We start from the raw sequence: 16,723 nt of genomic DNA on the forward strand, positions 1-16,723 counted from the left end.
AATGTACTGGTTCTATTTTATTACTTTTCTATAAATCGAATTCCTTTGTAACTGATTCGTCCAATTCAGGAATATCTACATCGGCAGATTCAAGCCCCTCGCGAATCAGCTTCCAGTTTCTTAAAAACCATACTGTCTGGGCAGGATGCTTGTAAAGTGAAAGCATCTGGGCTCCTTCATATTTATACGGATATACAAGAGGAATGTTTGTGGTTCTGGCTGTGGTAAAAAATACTGTGTATTTGAATAGATGCTTGGTAATGGACTCAGGATTTACACAGTAATAAATGTTTTCCCCAAAATCATCTGTATAGAAAAATTTCATACTTGTCTGATTTACATCCGAAGGCTCCATGTTCTTCACTTCAAATTCGTTTACACGAAGGGATTTCATATCAAAATCTATATTATCCTCCTCTTTTGCCTTCCTAATGGCTTCCTTCCATTTTTTAGCCTCCAAAGGATTCATCAAGCCTGCAAAGAATTTGTCTTCCTTTTCAAATTTCTCATTCTCCTCCTCTGATTCATTAGGATCCTTGCCAGTTTTTAGCCAATAGTTAATGGTATTAAGATTTTTATTTAACTGGCTAAGATAAGGGGTGTACTGCTTATCTAAACGTACTAATTCCTTTAAGTTTTTCTCGATTTCCTTTTTAGCTGCCTCCAAGGTATTTTTCTTTCCAAAATAAAAAGGGAGACTGATTAAAAGGAATATTCCCGTGAAAATTACAAAAATGTTTATAATAAGCCAATCCATACTTTTTCCGCTCCTTATTCATACTAATTAAAATAGAATGGAGTATCCAACTAGTACAACAACTACTAATATTAAAAACGTATTTACGATAGAAAGAACTGTTAATGCCTTTATATTTTTTGCAAAAGCTTTGCTCTCTGATGTTTCATAAAGAGCATTAATCTTTTTTCTGTATTCCGAAACAGCTTCTGCAAACTCTGCCTTTAGGGGTGTGCGATAGTCAATTTTGTTTTCCAGGCTTTGAATTTGGCATTCAAGGGATTTCATTAAACGGGCGTTGCTCTCCTGCCCTTCCCTCACCTGGTTTCTAATATCCTTGTTGTCCTTTCCAAAGATTTCCAAGGCTTCCTGCATGGAATATAGTTCATCCTGGAGTCTATTTATTTCTTCACGTATAGCATCTTCATTCATGCTTACATAGCGTCGCCTAAAAATAGGTTTGCCATTATATTCTCCCTGCATAACAACTCCTCCCATGTCGCACGTATTTTCGCACAATAGATGTTACTATCTAAATTTTATCACTTTTTACCACTATTTGTACACTCTAAACACAGAATATACCAAATCTTGTTAACAAAAATGGCCCGCCAAAACGGCGAGCCATTTCATAAATATCAATTAAAGTGAAAATCTTGCTACGAAATCCTGAAGCTCCTGGGCATTTCCTGCCAATCTGTCAGAAGCCTGAGCAACCTCGTAAGAAGATGCAGTCTGCTGCTGTGATGCAGCCGAAACATTTGAGGTCTCATCTGCTACTGCAATACTCATTTCCTCAATGTCATGGATGTTCTTTGCAATAGTATCTGTTCCATTTGAAAGCTGCTCTACAATAGAACTCATTGTATTTGATTCCTCTGAAATAGAGTTGACCATGTTTACAATATTGTTGAAGGTTCCGCCTGCCTCATTTACAAGCTCAGAGCCATTTACTACCTCGTCAGCGCCCTGACGCATAGCTGTAACAGCTTCCTGAGAATTCTTCATGATGCCTGCAATCAGCTCATTAATCTTCTGTGCGGCCTGGTTAGATTCATCCGCAAGCTTTGAAATCTCGCTGGCAACAACTGCGAAGCCCTTGCCCATCTCACCTGCTCTTGCAGCCTCAATAGAAGCGTTAAGAGAAAGAAGATTTGTCTGGCTGGCAATTTCTGCAATAGTAACAACGAATTCGTCAATACTCTTTAATCTCTCACCAAGATCCTCAACAACCTGTGCTGTATTTTCAACAGATGCTCTGATTGTATTCATCATATCTGTTGCATTTGTCATATCAGCGGCACCATTGATAGCTGCCTCGTTTGTAGCCTTAATCATCTCGGAAGAACGATTAATTGCTTCCTTGAAGTCCGCCATGTTTGTAACGAAGGAATCTGTCTCGTTGCTTGCGCCAGTAACTGCGTTAATCTGACCCGAACAAGAGGTGGCAACGTTTGTACAAGAGGTAGCAACCATTTCGCTGGCCTCAGCAGACTGTGAAGCTGATGCTGAAAGCTCTTCTGATGCTGATGCAACGGAAGATGTAGTATCTGAAATCTGAAGCATAAGATTTCGGATGTTAGAATGCATCAAATCAAGGGCTTCAGATATAGCGCCAATTTCGTTGTTGTGACTAGATAGCTTGCGAACCTCTGCCATATCCTCATTTTCCGTAAAGTCACTGTTGGACATACGAATCATCTGATTTGCAGAAAGAACGATTGGATTTGTAATCTTTGAGCCGAAGTAGAAGGCTACGAATGAGCCTGTTACAATAAGAATAACAAGCACGATAATAGTCTGAACTACGCTTTTTATCAGAGCCTGATGCTGATGGGCGATAAACTCCTTCTCAAGAGCCTGTAAATCATCAATCCACACGCCAGTACCCATAACCCAATCAAATGGCTCATAGTATGCTGTGTAGTTAATCTTTGGAAGCTCTTCTGTTTCATTAGGCTTGGCAAACATAAGCTCTGTATAGCCGCCACCCTCTTGCAAACCGTTTTGAATCATCTGCTGGATGAACTTGTTTCCACTGGAATCTGTTAAATCCCAACGAGACTGGCCTTCTGTATCACGGCCAAGAAGAACCACATTTACACCTTCAGAAGTATCTACCCAGAAGTATCCACTGCCTTCGTTGTATCTGAGCTCTCTAATAATATCAGCAGCTTCCTTCTTTGCCTCTGGAAGTGTCATTTCTCCAGCCTGATATCTGGCATTCATTACTTCACAGATACTCATGGCTTCCTCAGTTTCAAAGCGGAGCTGAGACTTAACATCATCTAGAAGACGACTGCTATAGGCTTCTGTAGACTCATTGTTCGTTTTGATTGTGTTGAAAATTGAAAATAGTGTAATAACCCCCGCAGTAATAATTACTGTCGTAAGAATAACTGCAACTAACGTAGTTTTAAGACTTCCTCGCTTTTTAGTCTCTTGCATATTATGGCCCTCCTCCAATACATGATCTAGCCACTAAATCTACTCCCTTAATATAGCAAAATTTATCTGACTATTGCATAAAATCACAGATTATTCATTGATATTTTGAATTTTATCCGAATAGTCGCAAATACCTCTTTTTATAGTACGGTAATTGACGAATCAAATAGTGCTTGGTATGATAGCACTTATGAAAAAATATAAAGCAATAGCACTAGATTTAGATGGAACTCTTTTAAATAGTAAAAAAGAGGTTAGTAAAAAGAATAAGGAGGTTATTATGAAGGCTGCCAAGGCTGGTGTGAAAATCATCCTTGCTTCAGGCCGCCCAGTTCCTGGTGTCAAAAAGATTGCCAAACAGCTTCATTTGAAGGAATATGGTGGATATATCCTTTCATATAATGGTGGAATGATTATCGACTGTAAAACAGATGAAGTTCTTCGTAGGGAAAGCGTTCCAATGGAATATTATGCAGATATTGTTCATTGCGCAAATAAGTTTGATGTGGCTACCCTTACCTACGATGCTGAAGGCATCATCACTAATGACGAAAAGGATGAGTACGTGCAGATCGAGTCTAGAATCAACAATATTCCTGTGCGCCAGGTGCTTCATGTAGAGGAGGAAGCACAGTTAGAACCACCTGTTAAATTTTTATGCACAGGGGAACACAAGGTTCTTAGACAGTTAGAGGCCAAGCTTAATGAAAAGCTTAAGGGCGCTCTCACTATCTTCTTTTCCGAGCCATACTTTTTAGAGATTATGCCTCAGGGTATAGAAAAGGCATCTTCCTTGGATATTCTGCTGGAAAAGCTGAATATCGACAGAAAATGCCTGATTGCTTGTGGTGATGGCTACAACGATATTCCTATGATGCGCTACGCAGGGCTTGCCGTTGCCATGGAAAACGCCCAGGAAGAAACCAAGGAATGGGCTGATTATATTGCCCCTTCAAATGATGAAGATGGTGTGGCTGCCGCCATTGAAAAATTTGTTTTATCCTAAAAAAGAAGAGGTCGCTAGACCTCTTCATAATATTGTTCATATACAATTATGCTCACTACAGGCCTGACGGCCCGATCGAGTGTTATTTTGCAGCTTTCTTTGCTGCCTTCTTTTCAGCTTTAGCCTGAAGCTTTGCTAATTTCTTTGCAGTAGGCTTGAATAATCTAAAGATTTTATATATTTCAAGAATAATTAATAGTATGAATACTATTGTAACCACTCTCATAATATGAGTTGTAATTCTAGCTCCATCTTTGATATGGCTGCCTGGCATTGCACCATTCATTGACTTTGAATTTGCAATAATGTAAAGCATGTGATGCATTGCCTGACGTGCATAATAGTATGTTGCGGGATCATTCTTATCAAAATCATATCTGGCAGCTGCTGGAAGTGTTGTAAGCTTAACATCTGCACCTGCTTCTGTCATCTGATAGCCATCCATGAATACACCAGTATTTGCATTATCTGTCATTACAAGACCATCAAATGCCCATTCATTTCTAAGAATACCTGTGATTAATCCATAATCACCACCTGCCCATGTAGCACCAACTCTGTTGAATGAAGTCATAACTGCCTGCGATGCTCTTATATCCTTAGAAGCATTTGCATAAGAACCATCAGCCTGCTTCTCAACATAATTTAATGTAACATCTCCTGCCTTCATACACATCTCAAATGGAAGCAGATAGATTTCACGAGCACTCTGCTCATTTAACCATGTTGCAATACTAAACTGTCCATCTCTATCGCCACGGTGGTTTTCCTGGTCGTTGAATGCGAAATGCTTGATGTATGTGTACATGCCCTTAGAAGCAGCACCCTTTACTTCATTAGAAGCTACTGTTCCTGAAAGGAATGCGTCCTCTGAATAATATTCACCGTTTCTTCCTGAGAATGGTGTACGATGGATATTCATTGAAGGAGCATACCAACCATCGGCACCACCAAGTAATCCTTCATTACCAATCATTTCACCATACTCATTTGCAAGTGATGGATTCCAGCACTGTGCAAGTGTCATAGCTGTTGGGAACATTGCACTTGTTCCACCATAAATAAGCCCTGAAGCTGTATCTGCATCAATGTTAAATGGCTTTTCTATTGATTTGATATATTCAATTCCATATCCACTGACACCAATTGCATCATAGATTTCCTCTGCAGTAAGCTCGTCTAACAAATCTTCCCAAAGAGGGTTATCATAATCTAAGCCTCTCATATCGATAAGCTTAAGGCCATTATCGGCACCATATACAATCTTTGTATCTGCAAGAGATTCTTTATCAACAGGTGAACCTGAATCAAAGCTATCAAGCTGTGCAATCAAATCATCAGATGCTGTTTTTGTATATGTATATGAAACACCATCTTCTCCATTGATTTCATTTCCCCATGTACTTACCTGGGCGCTTGCAGTGCCATCGTGTGTTGGGAATGTGCCTACCCAGTCATTTCTTGTAAGATAAACTGCGTCACCCTTGGCATCATCAAGCTGATTTGTAATTTCTACTCCTGAATAGCTGTCTTTTGAATAGGTGACAGTATCAACCTCTGTAATATCTGGTGTGTAAACAGATACAAATTGGGCAGCGGCTGTTTCTTCAGTTACTGTTTCTTCAGTGGCTACTGTCTGCATTTTTGCATCGATGATGTTGTTTACGGCTTCATGAGCATTCTTTGCGGCAGTGATGTAGTAATCGCCAGCATCAAAGATGTAGGTCTTTGCGCCATTTGCATCATAAGCCTTTAGCTGAGACTTATCGAAGCTAAGCTTAACTGTCTGGGACTCTCCTGCTGCAAGCTCATTTGTCTTATCATAAGCTACTAATTGAACAGAAGCTTTTTCAACACCATTTTCAATATCGTAATCTGTGTATGGGCTCTGTGCGTAGATTTCTACCACATCCTTACCAGCAACATCGCCTGTGTTTGTAACAGTTACTTCAACATTACAGGTGTCACCCTTCCATGTAGTTTTCATATCAGACCAGTCAAATGTAGTGTATGACAATCCATAACCAAATGGATATACAACCTCTGAATCGTAATCAAAATCGCCTACGTTTTCGCGACCTAAAACCACATCCTCGTATCTTGTTTCGTAATATTTATATCCTACATAGATGCCTTCTTCATAAGTAACGTAATTATACTTTGTAAGCTCCCCTGTAGAATCAGAATACTGATAATCACCAAAGTTCATAGCTGCTGGTGACTCTAAAGGATTTGCTGCAAAAGTATCTACAGTTCTTCCTGAAGGATTAACCTGACCAGTCAAAATATATGGCAATGACTCGATTGCAGTTGCAGAAATAACTGCTTTAATATTTGGATAATCTTTTACAAAATCCAAATCAAGTGCAGCATTTGAATTAGCTACAAGAATCACCCCGTCAAAATTGTCATTAAGGTATGAGATGATTTCTAGCTCAGTGCTATCTGGTTCAAGATATGTCTTTGTCTTGTCTTCTGCCTTGGCAGCATGATTATACATTGAACGAGGCATATCTCGTCCCTCACCTGCAACTCTCTTTAAGAAATATACAGGAACTGTGTCTTTTACAGAATTCATTATCTCAGCGTTTGACTTAATTTCTGAAAGTGGCACCTCGTTGATTGAGAAATCCTCTGCATCACCATAGGATACAGAGCCTTTACCTAAGCCATAGCTCTCGGACTGCTCTTTGTAATAATCATAAAGTGTTTTATTGATAGAAACATTAGCAGCATCAAAAATATCAGCTAGGCTTCTTCCACCCATCATGCTATCATTTGCAGCAACTGTGGCCGAATTCACACTGAAAAAACTGAATGTACTATCTGCTGTCTTTGGCAAAAAGCCATCTTCATTCTCAAGCAAGATTGTTCCCTCATCTGCGATTCTTTGATGAAGATCACCTTCTACTGGCTTAATTGACTCTGCATCATAATCAGCCTTATTGTACTGAAGGTCCAATCCAGTAGTATCAACATCTGAATTATCGATTTTTGTGTTGATACCACCTAACATACTATCTACCATTCTTGCATAGTTTGGTAGAATGTTGTTTACCGCCACTATAATTATCGCAAATACGATAATTAGAATTGAGCGGATACTAGTTCCAATGATTTTTCTTCCTTTACTCATTCTCTTTCTCCTTTTGATAAGGCTAATGCCTTGGTTTGTAACTGAAAAAAGAATAGCAAAGTCCTCAATAAAAAAGCAGGCTTTGTCACAGCCTGCAAGTTTTTTGTCATATTTGGCAACTAGGTCACGCAAATATTATCCTAAGCAAATATTTATCATTTTCTGTTTTTATTGTCATCTGCCCATTGTATTTATCAACAATCGACTTTATGCTTTGGGTTCCAAAGCCATGATTAAGATTATCTTTTTTAGATGTGATTGGTAAACCATTTTTCATTTTAACGCTACCAACAAATGGATTTAAAATTTCCAATAATACAATTCCCTTTTTGTTTTGTATCTGTACGGATATCCATCTTTTAGATGTATCTACAATCTTTTCATTAGCTTCAATGGCATTGTCTAATGCATTGCCAAGAAGTGTGTATAAATCGATTTCATTTATAAAACTAAGCTGTTCACCGTCTGCTATGCAGCTCATATTTATATCCTTGCTATGGCAAATGAGCTTCTTTTCTGTCAGAACTGTATCAAGCAGCTCATTTCCCGTCCTGACGACAGCATCGTAAATAGCAATATCATTCTCCATCTCTGCTAAAATACCTCGACGCTTTTCATCATTTTCCATATTCGCCAAGACATTTATCTGATGCTTCATATCATGATAATGTTGATTTACAACAGCCATTGCATCCTTTGAAAATTGATAGCGGACCTGTGTGTCCTTCCATAGCTGTTCCTTGATTCTGAATTCCTGTCTTTCATTTTCACTGATTAGCTGTGCCCTTTGATTAATAAGAATAAACAAACATGCAAGTATCGCATAGATAGCATGTATATATCCTATATTATTGAAGCTTGCAACCAGGCTCATAAACCACACTACTACAAGAATTACAACAGTTGCCGTTGTGGCTGAAAGGGTTTCTATCAAATATTTCCCATTCTTAACAGCTTTTTTTGCAAACCAAAAATATGCCATCATAAATGATGATACTATACATGCCGTATAAAGAACCGGCTGATTATCTGGAATATTGCCATTGGTGCAGCTATCTACCAGCTCCCTAATGCAATAAAAAATATGCTCTATTCCATAACTGACAGCAAATAGATAAATGGCCTCGTGTAAAGTAACCTCGCAGGAAAAATAAATACCTACTATGACTGCTATCCAAATTGCCATGAACCAGCACAACAAAAATATATAGGTGGATGGCGTTATATCAGAATAGTCATTGCCCTCATATCCTAGTAGCCTTAGAACGCCAACCATAGTCACATCAAGTAGAAGGCCCGCAACGACACAAATTAACCCTTTAACTAAAGGATGTTTTCGCTTATTAAGTACCAGGCAAATTCCAATAACAGGCAACAGCATTTCAAAAAGATAGCCTATATTAAAATAGCTTCCCATACTAAATCTCCATTCCAACATATTCACCAAACGCAGCTATAAAATCCTTTTTGCGACTTCTACTAAGGAACAAATCATCTCCAGCTACTGTTACAACATCTCCCTTAATCTTGTCCACAAACTTTAGATTAATCAAATGGGATTGTCCACTTTGAACAAATCCAAATTCCCTTAGTTCTTCGGCAATCACCTTTAGGGTTTTACCTCTCGTTTCGAATATTCCCATTTTACTGTGAATAACAATGGTGTGCCCCACAACCTCTATGTAATAAATGTCTTCTGTATCGATTTTGCGCTTTGCACCGTCGTCTGCTACGATTATTTCTTTGCTCTTATGATATTTATCAGCTGTCTTTAGCACCTTGTCCATGGTACCTTCTAATTGTTCGTACACCACAGGCTTAAGTATGAAATCCATCGCATTTACCTTGTAGCCCTCAATGGCGTACTGGGCAAGCGCTGTGATAAATACAATGATTACACTATCGTCTAGCTCCCTAATCTTTTTAGCAGTAGTCATTCCATCTTGAAATTTCATGTGGATGTCTAAAAAAATCAGATCATATTCGGAAGTATAGTCATCCAAAATATCGATACCATCAAAAAATGTACGAACTATAAAATTATCCGAATGCTCTTTTTCGTATTTGGACAGGTGCTCTATCAAGCTTGCCTGACACTCCTTTTCATCTTCAACGATTGCAATTCTTAGCATATAACATTCCCCTTAAAAAAATCTGCTGTTAGTATACCATTTATGCCTATAAATCGACAAAGTATGTCAAAAATATTTTTATTGCATTTATTTCTGCTACTATATTGTTGATTGATAATATTCTAAAAAAGCCTGCTCCTAGATAGTTTAGGACAGGCTTTTCTTCTTATTTAGACCATATTCAATTATGCTCTATTTCAGCTTAGACTCTTCCTATAATGCCTATACACCAAATAAGAAACTACACTATCAAAAGCATTGCCGCCACCAAACATCAGCGCAATACCAATGAGTGTTGGTGTCCAAAAGCCTGTCACGAACAGAACAAAGAAGAGACCATAGTATATGCTGTTGGTTACAACAGACTCTAGCAACATATATTCAGTCTTTCCACGGCCATAAAATGTGGCATCAAATATATTCTGATAAGCATACAGCACATAGAATCCAAGCAGTACCATGACTAATCCGAATAGCTTTTCCACATCCTCAAAGCCAAGCACATATCTCATAAATGGCTTGTAGCCTGGTATCAATACAATCCAAAGAATGCATATCACAGTTGTAATGAAGAAATATCCTGCTGTATTCTCCTGCACTGCTTTCTCATCCTTAGCTGTCTCCTGCTTGATAAGCTCTGCCAGCTGTGTGATTGGCAGCAACAGCCATCCCCAGATGAAGTTATTTGCCACCCAATAGGTGCCCTGCTCTCCCACCATGTTTACCATACGGGAAACCATCAACATATATGCAATATTTCTAACAAATGATTCCAATCCGGAGATTCCCCCGATTTTGAAGAAGTCCTGCATCCAAGTAAAAGATAACTTTTCCTTTGACCATAATGGGTAACCACATCTTTGAATTAACGCAAATGCGATAATAAATAATAACAAATTGGAAATACAGTTTGATATACCTATACCATTGACACCCAGTTTTAATGATACTGGAAGATTAGAAACTAGCATGGTATCCAAAATGACACACAGAATCAGTTTTGCACCAGTCATGGCGTATACCAGCTTATCTTTTCCAATAGATACAAGTGCAACGAGAAGAAAGCTATATAAAATTCCAGCAATATTAGCCACACATTCAATACGTATATACGATGCAGACTCTTCCAAAATATCCGTAGAGACAGCCATGAATTGTAATAGTGGATGAATAAAGGCCGTCACCAATATTGAGCAAACTGTATATACCCCGAATGCTATCAATAGGCCACTGCGAATTCTATTTGCGAAGACCTTTTTATCTGACAAGACACTTCCCATAAAGAAGTAAAGAGGCAATACAATCGCCTCATTAATAACTTCATATATCAAATTAATCCACGACAACTGACCTGCGATGGAATAAGACCACTCTCCTGGCAATGTTCCAAGGAAAAATGTTCTAAGTGTGGTATATAGAGTTGGGCATAGGCCCATAAATAATAATGCTATAAATAATCTGTAGTCTATTCTTTTTAATGATGTAAGTGTTTTATCAAGCATTTTTCTCCCCATAGATTTTTATCCTCTTTTAAATCAACTCTCCACTAAAATGCTGAATCTCGTGCTGAATAATCTGAGCTGTAAATCCACTATATTTACCATGCTTTGGCTGGAAGTTCTGATCCAAATAATCCACTTCGATTTCATTATATCTCACACATGGCCTTATGCCATCAAGTGATAAGCAGCTTTCCTCAGTCTCGTATTTGCCACTCTTTTTTGTAATCACAGGATTTACCATTGGAAAGATAAATGGTCCGGCTGCTACCACAATGATTTGCTTTTTCACGCCAATCATATTTGCCGCCATGCCCACGCATCTATCCAGATTTGCTTTTAATGTGTCCATCAAATCTACTATTACCTGGGCGTCCGCCTTGGTGGCTGGCTCGCTCTTCTGCTGTAGGAATATTTGATCTCGTACTATTTGTTTTACCATAATGACCTCTTGTAGTTTAATACTGCACTATAAATCCTCTCTCATCCTCTTCCACAGGAATCCTCTCCTTCTTCAAATCATAAATATTAATATATCTATCATTTGCCAAAGATTTCAGGAACATATAAATCTCCTGCTCCGAGCCTTGGATTTCTACAGTGACAGAACCATCGTATTCATTTTTCACGTACCCGGTCAGGCGATATTGGTTTGCAATATAATTTGCCTTATATCTAAATCCAACGCCCTGCACACGGCCTGTAAAAACCATGTGATATCTCACTAATTCTTTCATTTAAATAATCGTCCCAAATTAACTATATAGCTGCATCAATCTTATCAATCAAAGTAATATCTGCTGGGAGCCAGTCTACATCACCAAGCTGCTCCTTTGTAAGCCACTTAGCAGCCTCGTGCTCTTTAAGGACCAAATCTCCCTCAACAATTGTCGACCAGAAGCAATCCATCGATAAATGAAAAGTAGGATAATCGTACTCGATAGTATCAATCAGCTCTCCTACACTTATTTCTGTATCCAGCTCTTCCATAATCTCACGTTTAAGCGCTTCCTGTGGAGTCTCGCCTTCTTCAATTTTCCCACCAGGGAATTCCCAGCCATCCTTGTAATCTCCATAGCCACGCTGAGTAGCAAAGATTATTGGTTGTTTTTGCTCATTCTCAGCCTTAATTACTGCTGCAACTACACGTATTGTTTTCATAAACAAATCTCCTTTTATACACTTACTATATAATCATATACATCATCTCTAACAGGTTCATCTAATATCCATTCGATTTCAACTGCAGTTTTCTTAGTGTTAGCCATCGTAAATTCTTTTGCATAACCGCTAGGTGTCATTCGACCTAAATAATAGAATTCCTTGGAACCTTTATCGTCCTTATTCTTTCTAACAAACAGTTCCACTCGTATACCAAGTTCTTTGCTATTAAGAAAGTTTTGAACATCATTCGAAGCAATTTTACGTCCTGACTTCGATATTGCTATCAATGTTTTATTACTTGTAAAACGGTCCTCATACTTTGTAGTATCACTTATGTCATCATCTTTCTCATAATTGATAAAAACTGGGAAGGTATTTGTTTTCTGATTAAATTTGTATCCACCAATATTTGTTGGGACCTCATTATTCTCCCAGTTGAGCAATCTACAAACGTCTTCATAAGTATACTTCTGATATAGCACAAGATCCGTGTCACGATATGACTTACTATAATCCCTGTCATATCTGCTGATTCCAAAATCAATAAGTTCTTTAAGGATATCATAGAACTCTTTATTTTGAAGCATTTCCTTGAAGGAAGCACTTACCATATAATCAGAATCATCTTTTTCTAGGAAAACACAATTTGAATATGTCTTTTTTCCTGAGCCTGAAGGAAACTCGTTTGTCATTACATTAACTACATTTTCTACTTGGTCTTTTGAAAGATTCTTTCCATAATCATGTTTTAAATCTTCAGCCAGCCCCTGCATAAGGTTTCTTATCGACTCACTATTAGCATACGCAAGCATACGTTTTAATAATCTTAATTCCTGAATTCTCTTTCCGTTTGCCAATTTCTTTGAAACGAATTCAATCATCTTTTCTTCATTATCGGAAAGACGTATTGTATATTCCTTTTCATACTTAACCAAGAATTTGTAATAGGAACCTAAACTATTATTATCAAAAATTCTGAGCACATCCATTTCACCATAATCATCAAAATCTTTTAGCGCTGGAATATGGCCAAGTTTATTTTTTAAATTTGTATAGTTTTCCTTTATTAGCTTAATATCACTAAAATTAGCTTTATCAACAGAATCAAAAATTCTCTTTCTGCTTATCTCATCAAAATGAACAGTGGACGCACCTGGTATTACCCTGCCGCCTTCCATAACGTATCTACGAATATTATCTTTGTTATAAGTGCGGTCACCAGAAAGTGCAATCGGAATCATAAAGTTGTTATTATAGTTTCCAATGAAATCAATGATTACAACATATTCCTTGCCTTCAGCTTTTCTAAGTCCTCGGCCTAGCTGTTGAATAAATACTATAGGTGATTGTGTAGGACGAAGCATTACAACCTGATTAACCTCCACGATATCTACACCTTCATTTAAGATTTCGTAAGAAAAAATATAATCAAGGGGCTGCATTTCAAGTGTAGCGTCAGATTCATCCATAGCAAGTCTCTCAAATGCCTCTTGTCTAGCATCCTCGCTTGCATCACCATTTAATGCGATAGTTCTGTATTTACGCCCTGTATCTGGATTAATCATCTGATTAAACTTTGCAGATAAAGTTTTAGACTCTTCTATTCCACTGCAGAAGATAAGTCCCTTGACCTTATCTCCGCTATATCCGTAATACTGAGTCTGCTCAATAATATGTTTAACTCGTTCATCACTTGTTAGAACACTAAAATCTCTATGTGCAGATTCATCATCACCAATGATAGAAATATCTTTTATTCCAAAGTAATGAAATGGGCATAAAAGATTTTCTTCCATCGCCTGCTGCAATCTGATTTCATATGCTATTTGATAATTAAAGATTTCATATATATTTCGACCTTCAATATTGTCATCTCTCTTATCAGGAGTAGCAGTCATTCCGAGCCATAAGCTAGGAGTAAAATATTCCATAACTTTCTTATATGAATCCGCAGCTGCATGATGAGCTTCATCAAATATTATGCAGTCAAAGGTATCAGGAGCAAACTGTTTTAATGATTCTTCCTTGCTCATAGTCTGAATCATTGCAAATATATAGTCTTTGTCTTTATTTTCATCAACAGAATGTCCCGCTCCTATTATTCCTGTTGTAATAGTATTTCCAAAAACTTTCTTATATGATTTTTCTGTCTGCCTTGCTAGTTGCCCTCTATGAACAAGAAACAAAACCCTTTTGAATCTCATTTCTCTCATAGCAAATGCAGATGCATAGGTCTTACCAGTTCCAGTGGCAGAAATCAGTAATGCACGATTTTCATTAGCATCAACGATCTTCTTAAGATTTGTGATAAAACCTACCTGCATACTATTTGGCTTTAACTTATAACTCTCAATTGATGTAACTTCATTTTGTTTAGCAATCCTTTGTTGCTCTTTAACAATCTTATATGCTTGTGTATAGTTTTCATAAAACTCGTCGAAATTCAACGTATACTGAGAGCTCCATAAATCGTTAAATTCCGCAACTATCTCCTTTGCAACTTCTCCTTGCTCCGTAGATACTATTTTTGTATTCCATTCTTTATTACTTGTAAGAGCAAATTTTGTTATATTAGTACTGCCAATTATAATTCTATATATTTCATCCTTCTTAAAGATGTAGCCTTTAGTATGAAATCCCTCTTCAGCGGCATTCACATCATACATACGAATTTCTATATTACTAAATTCATTAAGCTTTTTTAGAGCCTTAGGCTCGCTAAAATTAAGATAGTTTGTTGTAAGGATTTTACCTGGAATATTCTTATCCTGAAGTTCTTTTAGAATTTGAAGCAATGGAGCTATTCCAGCCATGGTAATAAATGCCACACTCATCTGAAAACTATCGCACGCAGAAAGCTCATCCTCTATGGATGAGATAACTTTCTTACCTTCTTTGTAATTGTTAGATACAAACTGTGGTCTATATGCAAGATTTGATACTACACTACCATCAATATATGCTGTCTGTAATCCAAGTTTTAATTCCTCAATGTTGTCCATAGATTTCTCCCATTTTTATAGTATCAATAAATTTTTCATCCCTACCCCATTTATTCCGCTATCTAGTCATTTTTATTATATCCAACTACAAAAATCATTCATAGTCTTCATCTGCATCAAACCCATAGTATAGCATTTCATTATATTTGGCATTGGCGGCCTCGCTGGCCTTCTTTTCCCGCCATCTATCTATATCGCTGCAGATAGCAAGGGCCTCGTCCACTATAAGCTCTGCCGTGTTGGGCTTCACATTGTAAAGATATGCCATCATCCTTTCCATCGCCTTGGGACTGCCTAGCATCTTGGCGATCTGCTCTCCCAACTCGTCTGGAAATCCCAGGCTCCTTATGGCCTGCACCAGCTCATCCCTGCTTCTAGCCCATTCTCGTTTAAAATCCATTCTGCCTCCTAAATGTGATGACTCCATCACTTTATTCTATCTTTATATATTAATACTTGCGCGATTAGATTTGAAGTAATTATGCGCCTCTGCTAAAATAATCCCCATGAAAAACTTTGAGAAACTAATAAACGAATCCTTACAAGAAGTGAAGCACATCGGCATAAAGCCAGGCGTCATCGTATCATTCACTATTAATAAAAGGGCTAAAACCAGATGGGGACTTTGCAAGCAGAATCCCGATAAGACTTTTGAAATTCAGATAGCTGAAAAGCTCCTAACTGATGATAGAATCTCCGAGAAAGCCTGTAAAGAGACCATCATTCATGAGATACTTCATACCTGCAAAGGCTGTATGAGACATACGGGAAAATGGAAATATTATGCAGAAGTTATGAATCAGGTGTACGGCTATAACATCAAGCGCGTTACTACCGGCTCTGAAAAAGGAGTTGAGGATTACAAATCTGAAAGCTCTATGGCCATCAAATACATATTTACCTGTGAAAACTGCGGCGCCACCATATATCGTAAACGCGATAGTCGTTTCACGAGAAATTATCGTAAATACGGTTGCGCGAGATGTGGCGCCGTAGCCTGGAAGAAAGAGCTTGCATAGATTATTTACAAAGCTCTAATATTTTTTTCAAATCTTTCTTCTGTTATGAATCTTTTATAAAATCGCGAATATAAATCCCATACCTCATCCTTATTGCGGCACTTTTTCTTGCCAGCTTCAAGGATGATGTATTTGACGCCAAAGCATTCCACGCGTAAATCAGTATCATAGCAATTGTTGCGTAGATAAAATCCCAAGCGTCTGGTCTGAAGTGTTTTTTGCTGCTCATCATCTGTATAAGCAGGGTCTTCTACCTCTCCTATGATTCTATCTGCATTGCCAAGATAATCATCTATTAAAGTAAGAAGATTGGCGCCTACGCCTTTATTTCTGTGCTCTGGGAAAATCGCTATGTAATCTATAAGATAGCTGTTTTCCAGCTTTACCATAAAGGTGTAGCCTACCATCTCCTCTTTTTCAAAAAGTCCCAAGCAATCATAAAAGCCATCCTGCACCGACTGCAGAATCATTTTCAGTGGCTTTAGCTCATCCTTTGGGAAATCTATAACCATGTGCTCTTGATAGAGTTTTGTTATTTGGTTTTCATCTAATCGTTGTAGTTTCATGTTCTATATTTACCG

15 protein-coding genes are annotated in these 16,723 nt (G+C 37.8%); 2 read left to right on the forward strand and 13 right to left on the reverse strand.

The window, feature by feature from the left end; all coding sequences use genetic code 11:
* Positions 1-28: 28 nt before the first annotated feature.
* The 3 genes from BM097_RS07780 to BM097_RS07790 form a co-directional block, all read right to left on the reverse strand.
* On the reverse strand, positions 29-757 hold the full coding sequence (locus BM097_RS07780; protein WP_090547738.1) for a hypothetical protein: 729 nt from the start codon (positions 755-757) through the stop codon (positions 29-31).
* Positions 758-784: 27 nt separating this feature from the next.
* Complete coding sequence (locus tag BM097_RS07785; protein ID WP_090547741.1) at positions 785-1,219, reverse strand: hypothetical protein; 435 nt, start codon at positions 1,217-1,219, stop codon at positions 785-787.
* 159 nt (positions 1,220-1,378) lie between these two features.
* Entirely contained in the window at positions 1,379-3,184 is a 1,806-nt protein-coding gene (locus BM097_RS07790; RefSeq protein WP_090547744.1) for a methyl-accepting chemotaxis protein, read from the reverse strand.
* A 190-nt stretch (positions 3,185-3,374) separates the two neighbouring features.
* Here BM097_RS07790 and BM097_RS07795 point away from each other — a divergent pair, with 190 nt between their 5' ends.
* Complete coding sequence (locus tag BM097_RS07795) at positions 3,375-4,190, forward strand: Cof-type HAD-IIB family hydrolase (protein WP_090547815.1); 816 nt, start codon at positions 3,375-3,377, stop codon at positions 4,188-4,190.
* Between the two features lie 82 nt (positions 4,191-4,272).
* Here the strand turns inward: BM097_RS07795 and BM097_RS07800 are convergent, their stop codons facing one another.
* From BM097_RS07800 to BM097_RS07840, 9 genes are all read right to left on the reverse strand, one after another.
* Complete coding sequence (locus tag BM097_RS07800; RefSeq protein ID WP_090547818.1) at positions 4,273-7,326, reverse strand: glycoside hydrolase family 3 N-terminal domain-containing protein; 3,054 nt, start codon at positions 7,324-7,326, stop codon at positions 4,273-4,275.
* A 124-nt stretch (positions 7,327-7,450) separates the two neighbouring features.
* On the reverse strand, positions 7,451-8,743 hold the full coding sequence (locus BM097_RS07805; RefSeq protein ID WP_177197406.1) for an ATP-binding protein: 1,293 nt from the start codon (positions 8,741-8,743) through the stop codon (positions 7,451-7,453).
* 1 nt (position 8,744) lies between these two features.
* Positions 8,745-9,458 carry a LytR/AlgR family response regulator transcription factor gene (locus BM097_RS07810; RefSeq protein ID WP_090547749.1) on the reverse strand — a complete coding sequence of 238 codons (714 nt, stop codon included), beginning with the start codon at positions 9,456-9,458 and terminating at the stop codon, positions 8,745-8,747.
* 197 nt (positions 9,459-9,655) lie between these two features.
* The gene (locus BM097_RS07815) at positions 9,656-10,972 is read right to left on the reverse strand and encodes an MATE family Na+-driven efflux transporter (protein ID WP_090547752.1); all 1,317 of its coding nucleotides are present in this window, start codon (positions 10,970-10,972) and stop codon (positions 9,656-9,658) included.
* 16 nt (positions 10,973-10,988) lie between these two features.
* Positions 10,989-11,399 (reverse strand): peptide deformylase, encoded by a 411-nt coding sequence (locus BM097_RS07820; protein ID WP_090547755.1) that lies wholly within the window; start codon positions 11,397-11,399, stop codon positions 10,989-10,991.
* A 16-nt stretch (positions 11,400-11,415) separates the two neighbouring features.
* Positions 11,416-11,694 carry an acylphosphatase gene (locus tag BM097_RS07825; protein ID WP_090547757.1) on the reverse strand — a complete coding sequence of 93 codons (279 nt, stop codon included), beginning with the start codon at positions 11,692-11,694 and terminating at the stop codon, positions 11,416-11,418.
* A gap of 22 nt (positions 11,695-11,716) precedes the next feature.
* Entirely contained in the window at positions 11,717-12,118 is a 402-nt protein-coding gene (locus BM097_RS07830) for a (deoxy)nucleoside triphosphate pyrophosphohydrolase (RefSeq protein ID WP_090547759.1), read from the reverse strand.
* Between the two features lie 14 nt (positions 12,119-12,132).
* Positions 12,133-15,123 carry a DEAD/DEAH box helicase gene (locus BM097_RS07835; RefSeq protein WP_090547762.1) on the reverse strand — a complete coding sequence of 997 codons (2,991 nt, stop codon included), beginning with the start codon at positions 15,121-15,123 and terminating at the stop codon, positions 12,133-12,135.
* 94 nt (positions 15,124-15,217) lie between these two features.
* Positions 15,218-15,523, reverse strand: a complete 306-nt coding sequence (locus tag BM097_RS07840; protein WP_090547765.1) for a hypothetical protein — start codon at positions 15,521-15,523, stop codon at positions 15,218-15,220.
* A 106-nt stretch (positions 15,524-15,629) separates the two neighbouring features.
* Here BM097_RS07840 and BM097_RS07845 point away from each other — a divergent pair, with 106 nt between their 5' ends.
* Positions 15,630-16,142: a SprT-like domain-containing protein gene (locus BM097_RS07845; RefSeq protein ID WP_090547768.1), complete on the forward strand. Its 513-nt coding sequence runs from the start codon at positions 15,630-15,632 to the stop codon at positions 16,140-16,142.
* A 5-nt stretch (positions 16,143-16,147) separates the two neighbouring features.
* Here BM097_RS07845 and BM097_RS07850 read toward each other — a convergent pair whose 3' ends face one another.
* Complete coding sequence (locus BM097_RS07850) at positions 16,148-16,708, reverse strand: GNAT family N-acetyltransferase (RefSeq protein WP_090547771.1); 561 nt, start codon at positions 16,706-16,708, stop codon at positions 16,148-16,150.
* Positions 16,709-16,723 lie beyond the last annotated feature (15 nt).

This window comes from Pseudobutyrivibrio sp. OR37, assembly GCF_900113655.1.
Taxonomy (GTDB): Bacteria; Bacillota; Clostridia; order Lachnospirales; family Lachnospiraceae; genus Pseudobutyrivibrio.

Excerpts from the sequence above, each read along its gene's own strand:
- BM097_RS07840 (WP_090547765.1), bottom strand. The coding sequence starts at position 15,523 with ATGGATTTTAAACGAGAATGGGCTAGAAGCAGGGATGAGCTGGTGCAG.
- BM097_RS07850 (WP_090547771.1), bottom strand. The coding sequence starts at position 16,708 with ATGAAACTACAACGATTAGATGAAAACCAAATAACAAAACTCTATCAA.
- BM097_RS07835 (WP_090547762.1), bottom strand. The coding sequence starts at position 15,123 with ATGGACAACATTGAGGAATTAAAACTTGGATTACAGACAGCATATATT.
- BM097_RS07780 (WP_090547738.1), bottom strand. The coding sequence starts at position 757 with ATGGATTGGCTTATTATAAACATTTTTGTAATTTTCACGGGAATATTC.
- BM097_RS07800 (WP_090547818.1), bottom strand. The coding sequence starts at position 7,326 with ATGAGTAAAGGAAGAAAAATCATTGGAACTAGTATCCGCTCAATTCTA.
- BM097_RS07805 (WP_177197406.1), bottom strand. The coding sequence starts at position 8,743 with ATGGGAAGCTATTTTAATATAGGCTATCTTTTTGAAATGCTGTTGCCT.
- BM097_RS07830 (WP_090547759.1), bottom strand. The coding sequence starts at position 12,118 with ATGAAAACAATACGTGTAGTTGCAGCAGTAATTAAGGCTGAGAATGAG.
- BM097_RS07810 (WP_090547749.1), bottom strand. The coding sequence starts at position 9,458 with ATGCTAAGAATTGCAATCGTTGAAGATGAAAAGGAGTGTCAGGCAAGC.
- BM097_RS07790 (WP_090547744.1), bottom strand. The coding sequence starts at position 3,184 with ATGCAAGAGACTAAAAAGCGAGGAAGTCTTAAAACTACGTTAGTTGCA.
- BM097_RS07825 (WP_090547757.1), bottom strand. The coding sequence starts at position 11,694 with ATGAAAGAATTAGTGAGATATCACATGGTTTTTACAGGCCGTGTGCAG.
- BM097_RS07845 (WP_090547768.1), top strand. The coding sequence starts at position 15,630 with ATGAAAAACTTTGAGAAACTAATAAACGAATCCTTACAAGAAGTGAAG.
- BM097_RS07795 (WP_090547815.1), top strand. The coding sequence starts at position 3,375 with ATGAAAAAATATAAAGCAATAGCACTAGATTTAGATGGAACTCTTTTA.
- BM097_RS07820 (WP_090547755.1), bottom strand. The coding sequence starts at position 11,399 with ATGGTAAAACAAATAGTACGAGATCAAATATTCCTACAGCAGAAGAGC.
- BM097_RS07815 (WP_090547752.1), bottom strand. The coding sequence starts at position 10,972 with ATGGGGAGAAAAATGCTTGATAAAACACTTACATCATTAAAAAGAATA.
- BM097_RS07785 (WP_090547741.1), bottom strand. The coding sequence starts at position 1,219 with ATGCAGGGAGAATATAATGGCAAACCTATTTTTAGGCGACGCTATGTA.